This is a genomic window from Streptomyces cyaneofuscatus (assembly GCF_000718135.1).
GTDB classification, from domain to species: Bacteria; Actinomycetota; Actinomycetes; order Streptomycetales; family Streptomycetaceae; genus Streptomyces; species Streptomyces cyaneofuscatus.
The window spans coordinates 1-19,347 of the sequence record NZ_JOEM01000011.1 but is presented as its reverse complement, the minus strand read 5'-3'; the positions used below and the strand labels follow the sequence as shown (position 1 = coordinate 19,347).

The following is a 19,347-nucleotide window of genomic DNA, read 5'->3' as shown; positions in this document are numbered from 1 at the left end:
CGTCGTACGTTGGCTATGTACCTGTGAGGTCCATGGCAGAGCATGATGCCTGATGTGAGAGTGTCCGTACCGCTCGCCGTGCCACCACGGTCTGATCGCGACCACTAGCGGGCCGTTCACCCGCGCATGCCACCATCGGGCGGTGGACTACCCGAACGACCAGGCACCTGGCGCACCCATCCGCTCCGGCATCCCGGAGCACGGCCGCATCCCGAAGTACTACGCGGTCAAGGCCCGGATCTCGCTGCTCCTCGACGAGTTGGGCGAGGGCGGGCTGCTGCCCACCGAACGGGATCTCGCGCTGCGCCACGAGGTGTCGCGCGAGACCGTACGGCAGGCGCTGCGCGAGCTGCTACTGGAAGGGCGGCTGCGGCGGCAGGGGCGCGGGACCGTGGTCGCCGGGCCCAAGCTGGAGCAGCCGCTCTCGCTCGCCAGCTACACCGAAGGCGTCCGCCGCCAGGGTCGGCGGCCCGGGCGCCACCTCATCGGCCTGGAGCGCTTTCCCTGCCCCGAGGCCCTCGCCGCCGAGATCGGGGTGGGCCGGGGCGAGCCCGTCTGGCACCTGGAGCGCGTGCTGCTCGCCGACGACGAGCGGGTCGGGCTGGAGAGCACGTACGTCAGTGTGGCCCGACTCCCACGCCTGGACGTGGAGTTCGACCCGGACTCCTCCTTCTACGCCTATCTCCGCGACCGGCTCGGCATCGCCTTCGGGGACGCCGACGAACGCATCGAGACCGTGCTCGCCACCCCCCGCGAGGCCCTGCTCATCGGGACCCCGCCCGCCCTGCCGATGCTGCTCCTCCACCGCCTCTCCCGGGACACGGAGGGCCGGCCGCTGGAGCGGGTGCGCACGCTGTTCCGAGGAGACCGGTTCTCCTTCACCACGCACCTGGGGGAGCCCGCTCGACGTGAAGAGCCCTAGGGGGTGTCTTGCCGAGCGCGCCTCCGCCGGACGGCTTTTTCATACATTCGACGCCGCACGCCCAAGAGTTCGTCGAGCAGTTGATTGCCCGGCCGCACCCTTTCCAAGGGTGTGCTTTTTTCGCCTGCGCGGAGCCCCGGCTTTTCGCCTGCGTGGAGCCCCGGCGCGCGCTGGGAAAATAATGTGCGCTCCGCGTACGCTGGTAAAAGAAGGGGTGGGTAGGGTAAATCCCCTTACTTTCTTTCGAGCGTGCACACCTTAGAGTGCATCAAGGGGCGTGAATCGTCTGTTTCTGGCCACCTGGCTGAATGAGTGAATGCGTCCTCCGAGGCAATTCGATCGGGTTACGTTTCCTCAACGCGGCCTCCTATGGATGCAGTTGGTCAGTGAAATCATCGTGTTGCCGATCGCTCCCCTGCTTTCCCCTAGCGGATTTATCGGGTGAATGTCGAGGGGCCAAGCCGGTGATTGCGTGGCTTGTGCAAGAGTGAATAGCGTCTCGGTGACGCCACTTCTGCGTGACGGCCTATGAGCCGACTTTTGTTCCGCGCCCGACTGCAGGTCGCAGAGGGCAGTGTGAGGAGCTTCGCAAACGCATGCGAAGTGGCGACCCCCCCACGGTCCGCGGTCCCGCGTCATGCCGGATCGCACTTCCCTCAGGAGTGGTCCACCGATGACCATCACAGAGCAGCCCTTTCACGGCTGGTCCCCCGAAGCCGTCGTCTTCGACTGCGACGGCACTCTCATGGACACCGAACAGCATTGGCAGGATGCCCGGGGCCTGGCCTTCCGGGACTTCGGTCTGCGGCCGGCGCCGGGGTTCGCCGAACGTGCCAAGGGAGTCCACTACCTCGACTGCGGCCGCATGATGGCCGAGGAGGCCGACAAGCCCGACCTGGCACCGGAGCTCACCGATTCGCTGCTCGCCCACTTCATGGAGCGCGTCGCCGATGACCCGGTGACCATGCCCGGAGCGGCCGAGTTCGTCCGGAACCTGTCCGGCCGCCTTCCCCTGGCGGTCGCGAGCAACTGTCCCCTCGCGGTCGTCGAGAGGAGTCTGGAGCAGGCCGGCCTGCTGGCGCACTTCGGTCACATCGTCGTCCCCGGCACCCCGGAATCGACCGGTGCGGCCACCAGGAGCCCGGACGGCGGGGAACCCATCAGGCCCAAGCCGTGGCCGGACGTCTACGCCACCGCCGCACGGCTGTGCGGCGCCCGGAGCGAACGGACGCTGGCCGTGGAGGACTCGTTCACGGGCATCGAATCGGCCCGCCGGGCGGGGCTACGCGTGGTGGGGGTCGGCAAGCCGCCCGGTGACGGCCGGGAAAGCACGGTTGATCTCTGGGTGCCCACCCTCCAGGCTCCCGAGTTGCTGGACCTGGACTGGGTGCGGGCCGGGTAGCGGCGGGGGCGCGCTGACTCAGCCGGTGGCGCGTACGGCGTCCAGGCGTGTGCCGAGGTCAGGACTCCCGGCCTGGGCGCAGGACAGCAGGAGGGCGACGCCGACGGCCCCCGGGTCGGGAATCCCTTCCGTGCGTCCACCGAGGTAACTGGAGCGCCCCATACGAGCCCGCAGCCTCGCGGTCGCGGCCACCCCGTCCCATGCGGACTCGGCCGCGATCGCGAGCGCGTCGGCCGCGGGGGTGCTCGGGGCGGTCGAGCGCAGGACGTCGGTGGCGGGGGCCAGGGCGTCGACGAGGGTCTTGTCTCCTGGCCGGGCGTCTCCGACGCGTTGGATCGAGTCGAGGCCGCCGGCGAAACCCTCGGCCAGCGCGGCGGTGGTGAGCCCGCGCTCGGCGATCGCTGCGGCCAACGACTGCAGCAGGAGGCCGAAAAGAGGCCCGCTCGTACCACCGACCTCGTCGAGAAAGGCCTCGGCCGTGGCCAGAAGCGGTGCGGAGGGATCGGAACCCGGGTCCGGGAGCCGGTCCCAGCGGGCCCGGGCGGCGTCCACCCCGGCGGTGAGGTTGGCTCCGAAGTCTCCGTCGCCGACCTCCTGGTCAAGAGCGGTGAGCAGGGGCTCACCACGGTGGGCCGCTTCGGCGAAACGCCGCATCCAGCCGTAGGTGAACTGGGCGCTGCTGGCAGGCTCGGTCATGGGGATCCTCCCGGTGTCGGCTGCGGTGGAACGGGGCCGCTCTTCACCAGCGCAGGGCCGGGGTGTGGACCGGTGCGTCGTACAGGCGGAGGGCCTGAGGGTCGACGGCCATCAGGGTGATGGAGAAACCGTGCATGTCCAGGGAGGTGATGTAGTTCCCGACCAGGCTTCGGGCGAGTGGCACCCCGGCGTCCCGCAGCTGGTGGGCGAGCTGCCCGTGTGCCGCGTACAGCTCCAGCAGGGTGGTGGCGCCGAGGCCGTTGACCAGCGATATCACCGGGGTGTCGGCGGGCAGCGCACCGAGCAGTTCCGTCGTCATCCGTTCGACCAGGTCGGGCAGCGGCCGGTGGGGCGTGGTCGAACTGGCGCGTTCACCGTGAATGCCCACCCCGTACTCCAGCTGGCCCGTGTCCAAGGTGAAGGCGGGTTTCCCGGTGGCGGGAGACGTGTGTGCGGAGGTGGCGATGGCGAGTGAACGGCAACGCGTCACGAGCCGCTCGCCGAGATTCTGGAGTTCGGCGAGTCCCATGCCGGTGTCCGCCGCGGCACCGAGGATCTTCTCCACCAGGACGGTGCCACCCGTTCCACGCCGCCCGGCGGCGATGTCCGCCGCGTCGGAGGCGAGGTCGTCGTCGACGAGGACGCGGGCGCACGGTATGCCCTGGTGGGCCAGGCGCTCGGCGGCGATGCCGAAATTGATGCGGTCGCCGGTGTAGTTCTTCACCAGATGGAGAACCCCTTCCGGGCGGGCGACCGCGAGAGACGCCTCGTACACCTGACGATTGTGCGGGGAAGCGAACACTCGTCCGGGAACAGCGGCGTCGAGCATGCCCCGCCCGACATACCCGCAGTGCAGAGGCTCGTGACCCGATCCCCCGCCGGACAGCAGGCCGACCACGCGCGTCTCGGAGGTGTCGCGCGCCGTGAGGAAGCCGAACCCGGGAGGGGCCGAAACCAGTTCCCCGTGGACATCGGCGAAGGAGCGCAACGCTTCGGAGGCAAGGTCACCGGAGGCGGTCTCGAAGTACGCGGACATCTCACTCCTCGGATATCCAGGCGCACCAGCGGACCGACGGGCCGCAGGGGCGGGCACGGTTTCACCAGGTTGCGATGGCGGCAGGTACCGCGCAAGTCCGAAGAGATACCGCATATGAGTTCGCATACCGATGTGTCAGCCCGTCCTGTCACCGGCCGGGCGCAACAGGACGGGACGCAGCCGCTTGTAGCCGCGTACGGATACGGGGCGCAGTGTTCTCAGGGAGTAGGCGGCCAGGTGCGCCAGCTCTGCGGCCAACTCGGTGTCCACCAGCGTCGTACCGGGACGGGCCAGAGCCGTGAGGCGAGCCGCTGTGTTGACCGTACTTCCGTACACGTCACCGAAGCGGTTGAGTACAGCACCGTGCGCCAGACCGGTGCGCAGGCGGGGCAGTGCGGGGTCCGCCTCGGTGCGGGAGGCGATCTCCAGGGCGATACCGGCGGCGTCGTCGGCCGTGTCGGCCACGAAAAGGACCTCGTCACCGATGGTCTTGACGACCCGGCCCCGCCCCTCGGCGATCAAGCTCGACGTCAGCTCCTCGAACCGGTCGATCATCCGGGCCAGCTCCGGACCGTCCAGTCCCCGGGACATGCGCGTGTACCCCACCATGTCGGTGAATCCCACTGCCCGACGCAGTACGGGAAACTCGCCGGCGGGCTTCACCTGGGACGACCTGGTGTCCTCCCTGTGCCTGTCGGGCGAGGCGTTCTCCCGCGGGAGTGTCCGCGCGGCGTGCGCGGCCAGATGGCGGCGCCACACATGTCGCTGCAGCAGTTCCAGTTCCGGCAGCAGGGTCAGGGCCGACTCCTCGACCAGATCACCGCCATCGGCGGTGATCTTTGCTGCCAGGGTGTGCATCTGCCACTCGGCCAGCCGGGACAGATGGTGGGCCAGGGCTCGGGCCATCATCGTCTCGCTCTCGGCGGTGATGACCCCTGCTCGGATGAGTCGCTCCCCGGCGCGCAACGCCTCCACATCGGCATCGGTGAACGCCGGATCCTCGTCGGCGACGGCCGGGAATCCCAGAGCGCGCCATATCCGCGCCGTGTGTTCGGTCCCGACGCCGGCCAGGTGGGCGACCTCGGACCGGGTCCAGGTACGCGGCCCCAGCAGCAGCGATTCGACGAACTCGTATCCCGCTGGTCCGTTGCCCTCCGGCTCTTCGGGCGAGGCCGGGTCGCCGGCTGCCTTGTCTGCCGACGGCGTGCTCATGTGGTGTGCACGATGAGTACGTCCACGCCCGCCTTGCGTGCGACATCCGCAGGCACCGACCCCAGCAGGCGGCCGGCCAGGGACCGCAGGCCGCGGTTGCCCACCACCAGGAGGTCGGCCGAACACTCCCGGGCCACCCGCATGAGCACCGCGACGGGTTCACCCTCCTCCGCCCGCAACCGCACGCTTGCCGCTCCCTGGGCTTCGGCGCGCACGCGTGCGACCCGAAGGCTCTCCTCCGCGGGGGCGGAACCCACCACCTGGTAGGCCTCCTCGCCCAGCTCGTGCTGCGCCTTGGCCAACTCCGGCCCGGACAAGGGCTGATAGGCGCAGACGACCACCAGGTCCGCCCGGGTGCCCGCGGCCAAGCGTGCCGCACCCTCCACCGCTGTGAACGATGACGCCGAGCCGTCCGTGCCGACGAGAACTGTCCGATAGAGGTGCACACTCAACTCCCCACCTATAAAGGTTACTTACTACAGAGTAAGTAAGGGTGTGCGGTCTGTCGAGGCGGTGTCGCGCCTGGGGGTGCGTTCGGATAACGAAACAATAACGGGTCTAGTCCAAGCTTGGCGGGTCGTTCACCATCCCGTTGTCGACCGGATGTGTCCGGGACACCCGACCCGAGGAGCGTGGCCGCCGTGAGAGTCATCGTCGTAGGAGCCGGCGCGGTGGGAATTATGCACGCCTGGCATGCAGTCAGCCGCGGCCACGAGGTCGTACAGATCGAGCGTGAGAGCGAGGCGCGCGGGGCATCGCTCCGCAATTTCGGACAGATTTGGGTCAGTGGTCGGGCCGGAGGCGAGGAGCTGGAAACCGCCCTGCGGGCACGGGAGTTGTGGGAGGGGATCGGGCGGCGGGTGCCGGGGCTCGGGTTCCGGCCCTGCGGCTCGCTCACCCCGCTGCGGACCGGGGCCGAGGCCGCCGTCGCCGAGGCGGCGCTCGCCAGGCCCGACGCGGTGGCGCGCGGCTACAAGCTGCTCACCGCCGAGGAGGCCCGCGCCCTCAACCCCGCCCTGCGCGGCACGTTCACCGCCGCCCTGTGGTGCGAGCGGGACGCGGCGGTCGAGCCGCGCACCGCCCAACTCGCCCTGAAGGCGGAGCTGCTGGCCTCCGGGCGGTACACCTTCCTCGGTGGCCGCGAGGTCCGCGACGTCGTCGGCACCGCCTCCGTGCGCGACGACCACGGTGACGTCCACACCGGCGACGCGGTGATCCTGGCGACCGGCGCCTGGCTCGGCGGGCTCGTCCGTGAACTGGCCGGGCCCGAGCTGCCCGTCCGCCGCGTCCGGCTCCAGATGATGCAGACCGACCCCCTCGGCGAACCCCTCACCACCTCGGTCGCCGACGCCGACAGCTTCCGCTACTACCCCGCCTACCGCGGCGAGGCGCTCGACGCCCTCAACGCCCACCAGCCCCAGGACCCGGTCGCCGCCGAACACCGCATGCAGCTCCTCATGGTGCAGCGCAGCGACGGCGGGCTGACCATCGGGGACACCCACGAGTACGAGCACCCCTTCGCCTTCGACACCGTCGAGGAGCCGTACGAGCACCTCACCCGGGTCGTCGAGGCCTTCCTCGGCCGCCCGCTGCCCCGCATCAGGCACCGCTGGGCGGGCGTCTACGCCCAGTGCACCGACACCTCACGCGTCGTCCACCGCCAGCAGGTGGGCGACGGGGTCTGGCTCATCACCGGGCCCGGCGGGCGCGGCATGACGTGCTCGCCCGCCATCGCCGAAACGACCGCAGACCAACTGGGCTGGTGAACCACATGACTTCAGCGACACCCGCGACCGGCAACCCCTTCGACCTCGTCGTCCTCGACATGGCCGGGACCACCGTCGCCGACGGCGGACTCGTCGAGCAGGCCTTCTCCGCCGCCGCCGAACGCCTCGGTGTGCAGCCCGGATCGGGCGAGCACGAGCGCCAACTCGCCTACGTACGCGCCACCATGGGCGAGTCCAAGATTTCCGTCTTCCGGCACCTCTTCGGGGACGAGGAGAAGGCCCGGTTCGCCAACACCGCCTTCGAGGAGGCGTACGGGGCACTCGTCGACGGTGGCCGCATCGCCCCGGTCCCCGGCGCCCGGGAGGCCGTCGAGCGCCTCACCGCCGAGGGCCGCACCGTCGTCCTGACCACCGGGTTCGCCCGCATCACCCAGGACGCCATCCTCGCCGCCCTCGGCTGGCAGGACCTCGTCCCCCTCACCCTCTGCCCCGCCGACGCGGGCGGGCGGGGGCGCCCCTACCCCGACATGGTCCTGGCCGCGTTCCTGCGCACGGGTGCGGTGGACGACGTGCGGCGGATCGTGGTGGCGGGGGACACCTCGTACGACATGCTCAGCGGCGTACGCTCCGGCGCCGGGCTCGTCGCGGGCGTCCTCACCGGCGCCCACGACGCCGGTCAGCTGGACCGGAACGGCGCCACCCACGTCCTCGGGTCGGTCGCCGAGCTGCCGGACCTCATCGCGCGGGCCGAGGCATGAGCCCCCAGGACCTCGCCGCCACCGTCGCCCCCAGCGGCATCCGCTTCGACGGGGTCAGCGTCGCGTACGGGGAGAACACCGTCCTGGACCGGCTCGACCTCACCGTCGAACCCGGCGAGGTCATGGCCCTCCTCGGCCCCTCCGGCTCCGGCAAGACCACCGCCCTGCGCGCCGTCGCCGGATTCGTCCGGCCCGCCTCCGGACGCGTGTTCATCGGCGGGCGGGATGTGACCCGACTGCCGCCGCACCAGCGGGGCATCGGGATGGTGGTCCAGCAGTACGCCCTCTTCCCGCACCTCAAGGTCAAGGACAACGTGGCCTTCGGCCTGAAGGCCCACCGCACCCCGAAGGCCGAGATCGCCGGGCGGGTGACCGAGGCCCTCGAACTCGTCGGCATGGCCGCGTACGCCACCCGCCACCCCCGCGAGCTCTCCGGCGGCCAGCAGCAACGCGTGGCCATCGCCCGCGCGTTGGCCATCCGCCCCGGCGTCCTCCTCCTCGACGAGCCCCTCTCCGCACTCGACGCCCGGCTCCGATCCGGCATGCTCGCCGAACTCGCCCGGCTGCACCGCGAGTTGCCCGACGTCTCCATCCTGTACGTCACCCACGACCAGGTCGAGGCGCTCACCCTGGCCGACCGGATCGCCGTCATGGACCGCGCCCGGCTCCAGGACTGCGGCACCCCCGAGGAGCTCTACCGCCGCCCCCGTACGGAGTTCACCGCCTCGTTCGTCGGCAACGCCAACCTCCTCCCGGTCACCGTCACCGGACCGGGGCGCGTGGACCTGGCGGGCGCCGCCCTCGACGTGCCCACGGAGACCGCCACCCCCGGGGCCACCGCCACCCTCTGCGTCCGGCCGCACCTCGTCGGCCTCGGCCCCGGGCCCAACGCGCTCACCGGCACGGTCACCGAGGTCCAGTGGCGCGGCTCCACCCACCGCGTCCACGCCGACGTCGCCGGCCACCGCCTCATGGCCGACCTCCGCGAACTGCGTGACCCCCCGGCCCTCGGCGACCCGGTCACCCTCCACTTCGCCGCGGAGGACGCGGTGCTGCTCCCGGCGGGCGCCGCGCGTGAGCGGGAGGTGGCCGGTGGCTAGCATCACCGCGGCCGGCCGCCGGAATCCCGTAAGCCTCAGGACACCCACCTGGGCCTGGGCCCTCCCGCCCGTCCTGATCCTCGCGCTCGGCTTCCTCTACCCCCTGGCCCTGGTCGTCCGGCAGTCCTTCACCCCCGAATCCCTGGGCGAAACGACCACCGGCGCCTCCCTCACCCCCTACACCGAGGTCTTCGCCTCCACCGCCTTCCGTGAGGCGCTCACCACCACCGTCTGGCTCGCGGTCGGTGCCACCGTCGGGTGCCTGGTCCTCGGCTTCGTCCTCGCCCTGGTCATCGCCTTCGTCCCGTTCCCCGGCGGCAAGGCGGTCGCCCGGTTCATCGACGTCTTCCTCTCCTTCCCGTCCTTCCTCATCACGCTCGCCCTCCTCTTCATCTACGGGTCGGTCGGCATGGCCAACGGGGCCTGGACGGGCGTCACAGGAGCGGCCGAGGGGCCCTTCCACTTCCTGACCACCCCCTGGGGCGTCCTGCTGGCGGAGATCACGTACTTCACGCCCTTCGTCATGCGCCCGCTCCTCGCCGCCTTCTCCCAACTCGACACCGCCCAGCTGGAGGTGGCCTCCTCACTCGGTGCCGGGCCCCTGCGGATCGTGCGGCAGGTGATCCTGCCCGAGGCGCTCCCCGCGCTCGCGGCGGGCGGCAGCCTGGTCCTGGTGCTCTGCCTGAACGAGTTCGGAATCGTCCTCTTCACCGGGGCGAAAGGGGTCACCACACTCCCGATGCTCGTCTACAGCAAGGCGATCCTGGAGTCGGACTACCCGGCCGCCTGTGTCGTCGCCGTCGTCAACATCGTTCTTTCCGTGGGCCTTTACAGCCTGTACCGGGTGGTGAGCCGTCGTGCTGGTGCATAGCCGTACGGGAAAGTGGGCCACCTGGTCCGCGTTCGCCCTCCTCTTCCTCCCCCTCTTCGCCGTCCCCCTCCTCGTCATCCTCGCCGCCTCTCTCTCCACGAACTGGTCCGGCGCCCTCCCCTCCGGCCCCACCACCACCCGCTACGCCGCCGCGACCAGCGGCGACTCGCTCCAGGCGCTGACCACCAGCCTGGTGACCGCCCTCTGCGCCAGCGTGCTCGCCCTGGTCCTCGGCAGCTGGGCGGCGCTCGCCGCGAGCGCCCTCGGCCGGCGCGGCAAACGGTTCCTGGACGCGCTGTTCATGCTTCCGGTCGCCGTGCCGTCCGTGGTCGTCGGCCTCGCCGTCCTCGTCGCCTTCAGCCGGCCGCCGGTCCTCCTCAACGGCACCCGCTGGATCGTGATCATCGCCCACACGGTCCTGGTCACCGCCTTCGCCTACCAGTCCGTCTCGGCCGCCGCCCGGCGCCTGGACCCGATGTACGAGCAGGCCGCGGCCAGTCTCGGCGCGAGCCCCGGCCGCGTCCTGTGGCGGGTCAGGCTGCCGCTCCTGCTGCCCTCGCTCACAGCCGCGGCCGGGCTCTGCTTCGCCCTGTCCATGGGGGAGTTGAGCGCCACGATGATGCTCTACCCGCCGGACTGGACGCCGCTCCCGGTGCAGATCTTCGCCGCCACCGACCGCGGATCGCTCTTCACCGGCGCCGCACTCGCCGTGGTCCTGATGGGGACGACGCTCCTCGTCCTGACGGCCGTCTCCCGCATCCGGACCCGCGCCTCCTACCGCTGAACCCCGCGCCCACCCCCGTAACCACTGCTCCAGGAGAAGACATCCCATGCGCACCCATGCCCTCAACCGGTCCCTCGCCGTCCTCGGCGCCCTCTCCCTCGCCGCTCTCACCCTCACCGCCTGCGGCGGCACCTCCGCCGCCTCCGACGAGAAGGTCGTCACCGTCTACAGCGCCGACGGCCTCAAGGGCGAGAACGGCGACGGCTGGTACGACAAGGTCTTCAAGGAGTTCGAGAAGGAGACCGGCATCAAGGTGAAGTACGTGGAGGGCGGCTCCGGCGAGATGGTGCAGCGCACCGTCCGCGAGAAGTCCAACACCCAGGCCGACGTGCTCGTCACCCTCCCGCCCTTCATCCAGCAGGCCGACGAGAAGGGACTGCTGGCGGCGTACGAGCCGAAGGGCGCCGACCAGGTCGACGCGGCGGACAAGGCGCCCGACGCCAAGTGGACCTCCATCGTCAACAACTACTTCGGCTTCATCTACAACAAGCAGCGGCTCACCACCCCGCCCCGCACCTGGGAGGAGCTGCTCGACGCCTCGTACAAGGAGAAGGTCCAGTACTCCACCCCCGGCGTCGCGGGCGACGGCACCGCCGTCCTCATCAAGGCGATGCACGACTTCGGCGGCAAGGAGGCGGCGATGGAGTACCTCAAGCGGCTCCAGACCAACAACGTCGGCCCGTCCGCCTCCACCGGCAAGCTCGCGCCCAAGGTCGACAAGGGTGAACTCCTCGTCGCCAACGGGGACGTCCAGATGAACTACGCCCAGTCCAAGGACATGCCCAACCTCGCCATCTGGTTCCCGGCGAAGGGCGACGGGAAGCCCACCAGCTTCGCCCTCCCGTACGCGGCCGGGCTCCTGGCGAAGGCCCCGCACAGCGAGAACGGCAGGAAGCTGCTGGACTTCCTCCTCTCCGAGAAGGCTCAGCGCGATGTCAGCGCGGTCGGCGGCGGGTTCGCCGCCCGCAAGGACATCAAGGCCACCGACGCCAACGCCACCGAACTCAACGGGCTGTTGGAGGGCGTGGAGATCTTCGAGCCGGACTGGTCGGACATCGGCACCAACCTGGACACGTACATCGACGCCTGGAAGACGGCCACCGGAAGCTGACCGGCCACCTTTCGGCCACCGTTCCCTGCGAAGGTCCATCCCGCACCGCGAATCCCGCACCGCGAATCCCGCATCCCGCACCGCGAAGCTCTGGACTCCGCCCACTTATCTCGCAAAGGTAACGGGTCTGGTCCAGAAGGCAGTTCACGAAGTTCCCGCCCCGCCCCGTCCCACTCGTTCCCTGGAGGATCACGTGTCCCGAGGCATGTCCCGACGCTCCGTGCTCGCCACCACCGCCGCCGCTGCCTCCGTCGCCGCCGTCGGCTCCCTCGCCACCGCCACCACCGCCCACGCAGCCCCGCCCACGCTCCCGGACGGCACCAGCAAGGACAAGGTGCTCGTCGTCGGCATCGACGGGCTCCGCCACGACGTCATCGCCGCCGCGAGCGCCCCGCACCTCAAGGCGATGATGGCGAACGGCACGTACGGCACCTCTCTGCTGTACGCCAACCCGATGGCCGCCACCTCCTCCGGCCCCGGCTGGTCGACCATCTCCACCGGCGTCTGGCCCGACAAGCACGGCGTGAAGGACAACTCCTTCGCCGGAAAGAACTACACGCGCTACCCCGGCTTCCTCGCCCGCCTCGCCCAGGTCCGGCCCCAGCTCTCCACGTACGCCGCCGTCGACTGGAAGCCCCTGGACGCCCAGGGCACGGTCACCGCGGGCGCCGACGCCAAGCTCGTCCTGGACGGCGACCGTGACGGCTACACCGGCCACGACGCCACCATCGCCGCCGACACCGAGTCGATCCTGCGCAACCAGAACCCGGACGTCGTCTTCGCCTACCTCGGCCAGGTCGACATCGTCGGCCACAACCTCGGCGCGGCCAGCGCCCAGTACCGCCAGGCGATCGACGTCATCGACGGCTACCTCGGCCGCCTCCTCGCCGCGATCAAGGCCCGCCCGACCTACGCCACCGAGCGGTGGACCGTCATCGTCGCCACCGACCACGGCCACACCAACGCGGGCGGCCACGGCGGCAGCACCATCGAGGAGCGCCGCACCTTCGTCCTCGCCCAGGGCCCCGGCATCGCCGCCGGCGCCACGCCCGGCGACACCCGGCTCGTCGATGTCGCCGCCACCGTCTTCAAGCAGCTCGGCATCGCCCCCGACCCCGCCTGGGGCCTGGACGGCAAGCCGATCCAGGAGCGCTCCACCGACCCCTTCGAGGCCCTCTACCCGGCGCTCGCCGGACGCGTCGACGAGACCGGCATCCCGGCCGGCGTCCTCGGCTGGACCCACACCGCGCCGAGCGGCTGGTCGGTCATCAACGCGGCGATGGGCACCGGGGGCGTCGCCGAGTGGCGCGGCTGGTCCTTCGCCACCGACGAGTTCTGGAGCCGCTCCCAGCGCGACCAGTCCCGTGAGCTGAACGTCCGCTCGCGCGGGATCTTCGCGGTGGCCGACTCCGACGAGTGGGACGACAAGGCCTCCTCCGGCCCGTTCGACTCCACACTGGTCACCCCGGCGTACGCGGTCGGCGGCAAGTCCACCGTCACGCTGGACTTCACCACCCTGTACCGGCAGGAGGGCAGCCAGAGCGCCCGCGTCCTCGCCTCCTGGAACGGCGGAACCCCGACCCTCGTCCGCTCCTACACCTCGGACGTGATCTCCCAGCCGCAGTCGCTCGGCCTGAGCGTCCCGGCCGGGGCGACCAGCGTCAGCTTCCGCTTCCACTACACCGGCGCCAACAACTGGTACTGGGTGATCGACGGGGTCAAGATCACAGCGAGCTAATTATGCTGGGGGTGCCGGGACGGCGTGGTCCGGGCACCCCCAGCGTGCAGTACGTACGGCAGGAGTCCCCGCACATGGCAGACCGCAAGCCGATCACTTCCTGGCTCACCGACATGGACGGCGTCCTCATCCACGAGGGCACCCCGATCCCGGGCGCCGACGCCTTCATCAAGCGGCTGCGGGATTCCGGGCTCCCCTTCCTCGTCCTCACCAACAACTCCATCTACACCGCGCGCGACCTGCACGCCCGCCTCGCCCGCATGGGCCTGGACGTGCCCGTGAAGAACATCTGGACCTCCGCCCTGGCCACCGCCCAGTTCCTGGACGACCAGCGCCCCGGCGGCACGGCGTACGTCATCGGCGAGGCGGGGCTCACCACCGCGCTGCACGACATCGGGTACGTGCTGACCGACCACGCCCCGGACTACGTGGTGCTCGGCGAGACCCGTACGTACAGCTTCGAGGCGCTCACCAAGGCGATCCGGCTGATCAACGCGGGTGCCCGCTTCATCTGCACCAACCCGGACGAGACCGGGCCGTCCGCCGAGGGCCCGCTGCCCGCCACCGGTGCGGTCGCCGCCCTGATCACCAAGGCCACCGGCAAGAAGCCGTACTTCGCGGGCAAGCCCAACCCGCTGATGATGCGGACCGGGCTCAACGCCATCGGCGCCCACTCCGAGACCAGCGCCATGATCGGCGACCGGATGGACACCGACGTGCTGGCCGGTCTGGAGGCGGGGATGCAGACGTTCCTGGTCCTCACCGGCCTGACGGGCGTCGCGGACATCGACCGCTACCCGTTCCGGCCGTCCCACGTCGTCGACTCCATCGCGGACCTGGTCGACCTCATCGACCTGCCGGACCAGGCGGACCGCCCCTGACCTGCGGGGCCCTCATCCGAGGTCGCTCGAATGGAGGACTGCGGATGCGGGCCCCGGGCCCAGGCGTGAACCTTCCCCTAGGAGGTTCACGATGCGTTCCACGCCCATCACGTTCTGTGCCGCAGCGGCGGCCGCGCTCATAGCCCTGCCGGGGTCCGCCGCCCAGGCAACCCCGGCCGCCCGGGCCGGTGACGACGACCGGAGAACCGGCACCGTGTCGGTCACCCCGTCCACGATCGCCCCGGGCGGTCAGGTCGAACTCTGGGTCGACGTCTGCGGCAAGGGCCGTCAGGCCAAGGGCAACTCCGACGCCTTCGTCTCGGAAGCCCACTTCACCCCCGCCGACGACAAGGGCCTCTACGCCGAGGCCACCATCCGCTCCGACGCCGAACCCCGCTCCTACGACGTCTGGGTGACGTGCAAGGACGGCCAGGGCAAGGCGACCGGCACCCTCACCGTCATCCACCACACCCGCCCCTCGCCCGTGGCCCCCGTCAAGGCAGGCGGCGGAGGCACCGCCGTCCTCGCCGAGCGGGGAGCCGAGTCCGAGGGCCCCGGCACCCGGCACGCGGTGATCGGCCTCGTCCTCGCCGCCGTCGCCTCCGTGGCCTTCGCCCTGCGCACCTCGCGCCGCCGCCGCGACCCGGCCGCGGACTGACATGTCCGCCCCGGACCGCCCGGCAGGCACCGGGCGACTGCTGACCGGTGTGGCCTGGGCCGTGCTGCTGCTCGGCCTCTGGCTCTGGGGGCGTGACGCGTCCGGCGGGATGTCCGCCCCGACCACGGGGGACGTCGCCGCGGTCGGCCGTCCGCTCGGGGCCCCGCTGCCCCCGGCGCACGAACCGGTCGAGGGCGCCGCCCCGCGCAGTGTGGAGGTCCCCTCCGTCGGGATCGACGCGCCGGTCGTCCGGCGCGGCCTCGACCAGGACGGGGCCATCGACCCGCCCCCGTACGACCTGCCGCAGACGGCCGGCTGGTACGGCAAGGGCACCGAGCCCGGCGCCGAGGGGGCGGCCCTGCTCGTCGGCCATGCCGACACCGAGACCAAGCCCGCCGTCTTCTACGGGCTCAGCGCGGTCCGGCCCGGCGAGAAGGTGAAGGTGGTCCGGGAGGACGGCAGCGTCGCCGAGTTCACCGTCGACGACGTCCAGGTCGTCACCCGCGAACGCTTCGACGCCGAGAAGGCGTACGGGCCCCGCGTGGACGGCCGGGCGGAGCTGCGGCTGATCACCTGCGGCGGAAAGTACGACCAGAAGTCCCGCTCGTACACGGCGAACGTCGTGGTCTCGGCCTACCTCACGGGGGCGCGGGGCGCCTAGGCGGGCATGCGGGCGGGCGGGTGAAGGACATCCGGCCCGGTCGGCCCGCCCCGCGAGGGGCGCGCCGTCCGGGCCGGCCTCGACCGTGTGCACCGGGCCGCGGGAGTCGCCCGGCGCGGTACGGGAGGACCGTGCGGTACGGGGTCGGTCTCTGCCGCCACTGTAGGGGGACGGGTACCCCGCAGGAGCCGGTTTCGAACAGGATGTCCGGAACCCGGTGCCTCTGGGTGACGGCGGGGACGCAGCGGCACCGCCGCCGGACGGCCCCGGTCCCTGTGTCAGGATGACCGGGACCGGCAGCACAGAGGCGCGACCCGTGACAGCGGTGCAGGCGAAGCGCACCCGAGGGGGAGTGGATGTACGGCGGTTACACCGGCTACACCGGCCTCAGGTCGGCCGGTACGGCGGCGGCGGTCTGCGCCGCCCTCCTCCTGGCCGGCTGCTCCGGTGACGGCGGCCGTGGCGGTGACGGGGGTACGGACGGCGGCCCTGCGGTCGTCGGCCAGCAGCCCGAGGCGAAGGACCCCTACTGGGTGGACCCGGACGGCACGGCGGCCCGGCAGGTCGCCACGTACGAGAAGGACGGCGACCAGGAGAAGGCCGACCTGATCCGGAAGATCGCCGAGCAGCCGGTCGGCGAGTGGATCGGCCCGGAGGACCCGGAGGGCGAGGCGCGGCGGGTCACCAAGGCGGCCGCGAAGGCGGACCGGCACGCGCTGCTGGTCCTCTACAACATCCCGTACCGCGACTGCGGCCAGTTCTCCAAGGGCGGCGCCGCCGACGGCAACGCCTACCGGGCCTGGGTGGACGGCGTCGCCCAGGGCATCGGGGACCGTCGGGCCACCGTGATCCTGGAGCCGGACGCCCTCCTCCACCTGGTCGACGGCTGCACGCCCCAGGAGCACCACGACGAGCGGTACGCCCTGATCGAGTCCGCCGTCGAACGGCTGAAGCAGCAGCCCGCCACCCAGGTCTACGTGGACGCGGGCAACGCGGGCTGGCAGTCGCCCGAGGCCCTGCACGAGCCGCTCCGGCGGGCCGGCATCGAGAAGGCCGACGGCTTCTCGCTCAATGTCTCCAACTTCCGGACGACGGCCGTCAGTACGGAGTTCGGCAGGAAGCTGTCGGTGAAGGTCGGGGACAAGCCCTTCGTCATCGACACCAGCCGCAACGGCAACGGCCCCTACGAGGGCGGCGACCCGGCCGAGACCTGGTGCAACCCGCCCGGCCGCGCGCTGGGCGAGCCCCCCACCACGACGACCGGCGACGACATGGTCGACGCCTACCTGTGGATCAAGCGCCCCGGCGAGTCCGACGGCGACTGCAAGGGCGGCCCGAAGGCGGGCGCGTGGTGGCCGGAGTACGCGCTCGGCCTGGCCCGCGCCACGAAGTAGGGGGCCGTCCGCAGTCACGTAACGTGCGCCCCTTTGCCGCCGGTCCGTGACTCTCCGCACCCCTGTTGTCGCTGTGCGTTGACGGTGTGCCGGTGTCGCCGGTCCTGGAACGGGGAATGATCAAGGCCCCCTCACGCTCGGTGAGGGGGCCTTGATGGTGCGTGCGCCGTCAGGGACTCGAACCCCGGACCCGCTGATTAAGAGTCAGCTGCTCTAACCAACTGAGCTAACGGCGCCTGCTGACCTGGAGAACTCTACCCGACTCCGGCGGGTGCTCCAGACCATTTACCCGCCGCCACGCCCTGTCAGATGGTCGTTTTTTCTCATTGGTCCGTCAAAATGCCTTATGTCGGGAGAGTTAAGACACTGGCGCCCGTCGCGTTGCGCCCAAAGATCTTGACGAGTGACGAGTGACGAGTGACGAGTGCGGAGGGGAATCGCATGACTGTGCCGGTCTTCGAGGAGTACGAGCCCGCCATCGATTGCACCTGTGCGGGGTGCGCCCAGCAGCGGCGGGCCGCCGCGCGCGCGGTCCCGGTGCGGTACGGGGGCCACCCCGCCGCCCACGGCGCCCGCCGCGCCCTGGTCCTGGCCACCGCCGCCGGGGTGGTCCTCTCCTGCGGGGCCGCCGGAGCCGCGGCCGCCGCCGGCCGGACCGCCGGAGCTCCCCGGGCCGACCAGGACCCCGAGCCACTGCCGGACACCCCGCAGGGCGAGAAGGGCCCGCTGAAGGGGTCCGGCGCCTCCGGGCCGCCGTCGGACAGCGCGGTGCTGCGCAAGACCACCCGGGCCGAGATCATCAACCGGGCCAAGAAGTGGGTCGACGCGAAGGTCCCGTACAGCATGGAGAAGTACTGGTCCGACGGGTACCGCCAGGACTGCTCCGGCTATGTGTCGATGGCCTGGAACCTCGGCACCAACGAATGGACCGGCAGTCTCGCGAGCTACGGGACCCGGATCGCCCGCGCCGACCTCCAGCCCGGCGACATGCTCCTCTTCCACAACCCCGCCGACCCCTCCAAGGGCTCCCACGTCACCATCTTCGGCGGCTGGACCGACTACACGCGCACCCACTACGTCGCCTACGAGCAGGCGCGCCCGAAGACGCGGAAGCAGTCGACGCCCATGGCGTACTGGAGCAACTCCGACCGGTACGTCGCCTACCGCTACAAGGGCGTCAGCGGCGGCTCACCCGGCTCGGGCTCCGCCACGGCCTTCCCCGGCGCCGGCCAGTTCGGCCCCGGCGCGAACAACGCCCACGTCACCCGGCTCGGCGAGATGCTGATCGCCCGCGGCGCCAAGCGGTTCTACGCGGTCGGGCCCGGGCCGGTGTGGGGCGAGGCCGACCGGCGGGCCACGCAGGCGTTCCAGCAGGCCCAGGGGTGGAAGGGCGCGGAGGCGGACGGCCTCCCCGGCCCGGACACCTGGCGCCTGCTGACGACGGGCACCGGCCGCGACATCCCGGCCGCCGCCACGGGAGGCAGCCCGAACACCTCGGTGGCCTTCCCCGGGCGCGGCTATTTCCAGCCGGGTCGGTCCAACAGCCATGTCGACCGGCTCGGCCGGCAGTTGGTGAAGAAGGGATACGGCAAGCACTACGTGTCGGGCCCCGACCCCCGCTGGACCGAGGCGGACCGCCGCAACGTCGAGGCGTTCCAGCGGGCCCAGGGCTGGCGCGGCGGCGCGGCGGACGGATATCCGGGGCCGGAGACCTGGCGCCGGCTCTTCGCCTGAGGGCCTTGACGGCCCTGACGGACTTGATCGACCTGACGGACGACGGACGACGGATGACGGAAAGGAACCGGGAACCGGTGACCCCAGACCAGAACCCCCACCCCCTGACTGACCACGACGGCCGCACCTCCGGCGGCGAGACCCCGATGCCGCTGGTGGACGACGTGGCCCTGCACCGACCGGCCCTCCCCACCCCACCGCCCCTGTTCCGCCCGAAGGAGGAGGTGCGGTCGGCGGGGGACGGGCTGGTGGGGGAGGACCGGCTGCCTGTGGAGGACCCGGTGCCGGTGGAGGCGGGCCGGGAGTCCCCCGAGGACTCCGAGGCCCCCGAGGGCCTGGGAGACCCTGCCCCGGATCCTGACCCCGCCCCCGCCCCCGCCCCCGCCGCGAAGCCCCTGGTCAAGCCGATCCGCCTGGTCCACCCCGGCCGAACCCTTCACCTGGACCAGTTCCAGCCCGCCCCGGCACCCGTCCAGCCCGTCCGGCGTTTGAGGACGGAACCCTCGGCGGAGTGGACCCCGCTCCCCGCTTACGGCGAAGAGGCAGGGCCCCGCCCGGCCCCGGCCCCCGACGCGCAGACGGACAAGGACAAGGACACGGCCCCCGACGACGGGCCCGACACCCAGCTGGACCTCGTCCTCGACCTGACCCCCGGCACAGGC

General features: G+C 71.3%; 18 protein-coding genes, 1 tRNA gene and 1 pseudogene. 15 read left to right on the top strand and 5 right to left on the bottom strand.

The genetic code is table 11. From position 1 onward, the window contains the following. Positions 1-142 precede the first annotated feature (142 nt). Positions 143-922, top strand: a complete 780-nt coding sequence (locus tag IF17_RS0119375; RefSeq protein ID WP_030567636.1) for a GntR family transcriptional regulator — start codon at positions 143-145, stop codon at positions 920-922. Positions 923-1,595: 673 nt separating this feature from the next. Next, positions 1,596-2,324 carry an HAD family hydrolase gene (locus tag IF17_RS0119370; RefSeq protein ID WP_030567634.1) on the top strand — a complete coding sequence of 243 codons (729 nt, stop codon included), beginning with the start codon at positions 1,596-1,598 and terminating at the stop codon, positions 2,322-2,324. A gap of 18 nt (positions 2,325-2,342) precedes the next feature. Here IF17_RS0119370 and IF17_RS0119365 read toward each other — a convergent pair whose 3' ends face one another. From IF17_RS0119365 to IF17_RS0119350, 4 genes are all read right to left on the bottom strand, one after another. After that, positions 2,343-3,020: a DAK2 domain-containing protein gene (locus IF17_RS0119365; RefSeq protein WP_030567633.1), complete on the bottom strand. Its 678-nt coding sequence runs from the start codon at positions 3,018-3,020 to the stop codon at positions 2,343-2,345. Between the two features lie 43 nt (positions 3,021-3,063). Next, the gene (locus tag IF17_RS0119360; protein ID WP_030567631.1) at positions 3,064-4,056 is read right to left on the bottom strand and encodes a dihydroxyacetone kinase subunit DhaK; all 993 of its coding nucleotides are present in this window, start codon (positions 4,054-4,056) and stop codon (positions 3,064-3,066) included. A gap of 135 nt (positions 4,057-4,191) precedes the next feature. Continuing rightward, positions 4,192-5,268 (bottom strand): adenylate/guanylate cyclase domain-containing protein, encoded by a 1,077-nt coding sequence (locus IF17_RS0119355; protein WP_030567629.1) that lies wholly within the window; start codon positions 5,266-5,268, stop codon positions 4,192-4,194. Then, complete coding sequence (locus IF17_RS0119350) at positions 5,265-5,714, bottom strand: universal stress protein (protein ID WP_030567627.1); 450 nt, start codon at positions 5,712-5,714, stop codon at positions 5,265-5,267. Before IF17_RS0119350 ends, IF17_RS0119355 begins: the two co-directional genes overlap by 4 nt. A gap of 195 nt (positions 5,715-5,909) precedes the next feature. Here IF17_RS0119350 and IF17_RS0119345 point away from each other — a divergent pair, with 195 nt between their 5' ends. From IF17_RS0119345 to IF17_RS0119295, 11 genes are all read left to right on the top strand, one after another. Next, the gene (locus IF17_RS0119345; protein ID WP_030567625.1) at positions 5,910-7,034 is read left to right on the top strand and encodes a TIGR03364 family FAD-dependent oxidoreductase; all 1,125 of its coding nucleotides are present in this window, start codon (positions 5,910-5,912) and stop codon (positions 7,032-7,034) included. Positions 7,035-7,039: 5 nt separating this feature from the next. Next, the gene (locus IF17_RS0119340; protein ID WP_030567623.1) at positions 7,040-7,753 is read left to right on the top strand and encodes a phosphonatase-like hydrolase; all 714 of its coding nucleotides are present in this window, start codon (positions 7,040-7,042) and stop codon (positions 7,751-7,753) included. Next, on the top strand, positions 7,750-8,853 hold the full coding sequence (locus IF17_RS0119335; RefSeq protein ID WP_030567615.1) for an ABC transporter ATP-binding protein: 1,104 nt from the start codon (positions 7,750-7,752) through the stop codon (positions 8,851-8,853). The genes IF17_RS0119340 and IF17_RS0119335 overlap by 4 nt, the downstream gene beginning before the upstream one ends. After that, the gene (locus IF17_RS0119330; RefSeq protein WP_051884074.1) at positions 8,846-9,724 is read left to right on the top strand and encodes a 2-aminoethylphosphonate ABC transporter permease subunit; all 879 of its coding nucleotides are present in this window, start codon (positions 8,846-8,848) and stop codon (positions 9,722-9,724) included. The genes IF17_RS0119335 and IF17_RS0119330 overlap by 8 nt, the downstream gene beginning before the upstream one ends. Continuing rightward, positions 9,711-10,508, top strand: a complete 798-nt coding sequence (locus IF17_RS0119325; protein ID WP_030567610.1) for an ABC transporter permease — start codon at positions 9,711-9,713, stop codon at positions 10,506-10,508. The genes IF17_RS0119330 and IF17_RS0119325 overlap by 14 nt, the downstream gene beginning before the upstream one ends. A gap of 46 nt (positions 10,509-10,554) precedes the next feature. Further along, on the top strand, positions 10,555-11,619 hold the full coding sequence (locus tag IF17_RS0119320) for a 2-aminoethylphosphonate ABC transporter substrate-binding protein (protein ID WP_030567608.1): 1,065 nt from the start codon (positions 10,555-10,557) through the stop codon (positions 11,617-11,619). Between the two features lie 193 nt (positions 11,620-11,812). Then, entirely contained in the window at positions 11,813-13,357 is a 1,545-nt protein-coding gene (locus IF17_RS0119315) for an alkaline phosphatase family protein (RefSeq protein WP_030567606.1), read from the top strand. Positions 13,358-13,431: 74 nt separating this feature from the next. Further along, positions 13,432-14,238: an HAD-IIA family hydrolase gene (locus IF17_RS0119310; RefSeq protein ID WP_030567604.1), complete on the top strand. Its 807-nt coding sequence runs from the start codon at positions 13,432-13,434 to the stop codon at positions 14,236-14,238. A 91-nt stretch (positions 14,239-14,329) separates the two neighbouring features. Beyond that, on the top strand, positions 14,330-14,896 hold the full coding sequence (locus IF17_RS0119305) for a hypothetical protein (protein WP_030567602.1): 567 nt from the start codon (positions 14,330-14,332) through the stop codon (positions 14,894-14,896). 1 nt (position 14,897) lies between these two features. Further along, the gene (locus IF17_RS0119300; protein WP_030567600.1) at positions 14,898-15,557 is read left to right on the top strand and encodes a class F sortase; all 660 of its coding nucleotides are present in this window, start codon (positions 14,898-14,900) and stop codon (positions 15,555-15,557) included. 356 nt (positions 15,558-15,913) lie between these two features. Further along, positions 15,914-16,951, top strand: coding sequence for a glycoside hydrolase family 6 protein (locus IF17_RS0119295; protein WP_030567598.1), 1,038 nt, complete (start codon positions 15,914-15,916; stop codon positions 16,949-16,951). A gap of 162 nt (positions 16,952-17,113) precedes the next feature. On the opposite strand, the gene IF17_RS0119290 is transcribed toward IF17_RS0119295, so the two are convergent. Then, positions 17,114-17,187 (bottom strand) — tRNA-Lys (locus tag IF17_RS0119290). A gap of 205 nt (positions 17,188-17,392) precedes the next feature. On the opposite strand from IF17_RS0119290, the gene IF17_RS0119285 reads away from it, so the two are divergent. Together IF17_RS0119285 and IF17_RS0119280 are read left to right on the top strand one after the other, a co-directional pair. Further along, complete coding sequence (locus IF17_RS0119285; protein WP_030567596.1) at positions 17,393-18,685, top strand: peptidoglycan-binding protein; 1,293 nt, start codon at positions 17,393-17,395, stop codon at positions 18,683-18,685. A 77-nt stretch (positions 18,686-18,762) separates the two neighbouring features. Then, a pseudogene (locus IF17_RS0119280) lies at positions 18,763-19,347 on the top strand (hypothetical protein); the annotation flags it as partial.

Bases quoted from the DNA above. Each gene is read 5' to 3' on its own strand.
- IF17_RS0119285 (WP_030567596.1), top strand. From the start codon at position 17,393: ATGACTGTGCCGGTCTTCGAGGAGTACGAGCCCGCCATCGATTGCACC.
- IF17_RS0119360 (WP_030567631.1), bottom strand. From the start codon at position 4,056: ATGTCCGCGTACTTCGAGACCGCCTCCGGTGACCTTGCCTCCGAAGCG.
- IF17_RS0119295 (WP_030567598.1), top strand. From the start codon at position 15,914: ATGTACGGCGGTTACACCGGCTACACCGGCCTCAGGTCGGCCGGTACG.
- IF17_RS0119320 (WP_030567608.1), top strand. From the start codon at position 10,555: ATGCGCACCCATGCCCTCAACCGGTCCCTCGCCGTCCTCGGCGCCCTC.
- IF17_RS0119305 (WP_030567602.1), top strand. From the start codon at position 14,330: ATGCGTTCCACGCCCATCACGTTCTGTGCCGCAGCGGCGGCCGCGCTC.
- IF17_RS0119300 (WP_030567600.1), top strand. From the start codon at position 14,898: ATGTCCGCCCCGGACCGCCCGGCAGGCACCGGGCGACTGCTGACCGGT.
- IF17_RS0119340 (WP_030567623.1), top strand. From the start codon at position 7,040: ATGACTTCAGCGACACCCGCGACCGGCAACCCCTTCGACCTCGTCGTC.
- IF17_RS0119355 (WP_030567629.1), bottom strand. From the start codon at position 5,268: ATGAGCACGCCGTCGGCAGACAAGGCAGCCGGCGACCCGGCCTCGCCC.
- IF17_RS0119310 (WP_030567604.1), top strand. From the start codon at position 13,432: ATGGCAGACCGCAAGCCGATCACTTCCTGGCTCACCGACATGGACGGC.
- IF17_RS0119370 (WP_030567634.1), top strand. From the start codon at position 1,596: ATGACCATCACAGAGCAGCCCTTTCACGGCTGGTCCCCCGAAGCCGTC.
- IF17_RS0119335 (WP_030567615.1), top strand. From the start codon at position 7,750: ATGAGCCCCCAGGACCTCGCCGCCACCGTCGCCCCCAGCGGCATCCGC.
- IF17_RS0119365 (WP_030567633.1), bottom strand. From the start codon at position 3,020: ATGACCGAGCCTGCCAGCAGCGCCCAGTTCACCTACGGCTGGATGCGG.